Consider the following 819-nt stretch of genomic DNA (forward strand, 5'->3'; position numbering starts at 1 on the left):
TGGCGATCTGGTTGGTCGTCAAACCAGCCGCTTGCGCCGAGGTCAGGGTCGACACTTGCGTGGTCGACAGCGCCACCACCTGGTCGGACGTCAGGCCGGCCACTTGCGACGATTTCAGGCCGGCCAGTGCCGACGTCTTGATCGCGCCGATGTCGTCGGTCGAGAACGTTGCCAGCACGTTGGTCGCCAGTGCGGCCAGTTGTGCGGAATCGAGCGCACCCACTTGCGTGTTGCTCAGCGCGGCGCCTTGCGACGTGGACAGGTTCGACAGGATCGTGGCCGGCAGCGCGGCGATCTGCGTGGTCGACAACTGGCCGATCTGGTCGGTCGTCAGGCCCGCCACTTGCGTGGACTTCAGCGCGGCGATCACCGACGATTTCAGCGTATCGATGTCGGCCGTGGCGATCGCGGCAATCGCATTGGTGCTCAGCACGCCGAACTGGGCGCTGGTCAGCGCGCTCAGCTGGACACTGTTGAAGGCGGCGATCTGTTGCGAATTCAGGCCGGCCGACACTTGCAGCGTGCTCAGGGCGCCGATCTGCTGCGACGTCAGTGCATCGACCTGGTCGCTGGTGATGGCGTTGATCTGCGTCGTCGACAGGCCGGAAATCACGTTCGATTTCAGCGCGGCCAGGTCGGCGTCCTGCATGTTCGCCACCTGGTTGGTGGTGAGGCCGACAGCCTGTGCCGACGTCAGCGTCGACACTTGCGTGGTCGACAGCGCCACCACCTGGTCGGACGTCAGGCCGGCAACTTGCGACGATTTCAGGCCGGCCAGTGCGGCCGTCTTGATCGCGGCGATGTCATCGGTCGAGAACA

At 65.0% G+C, this 819-nt stretch carries 1 pseudogene; it reads right to left on the reverse strand.

What is annotated here, in order from left to right:
- Positions 1-819 (reverse strand): annotated as a pseudogene (locus GJ700_RS35115) (heme utilization protein); the annotation flags it as partial.

It is taken from the genome of Pseudoduganella rivuli (genome assembly GCF_009674485.1).
Lineage (GTDB): Bacteria > Pseudomonadota > Gammaproteobacteria > Burkholderiales > Burkholderiaceae_D > Rugamonas > Rugamonas rivuli_B.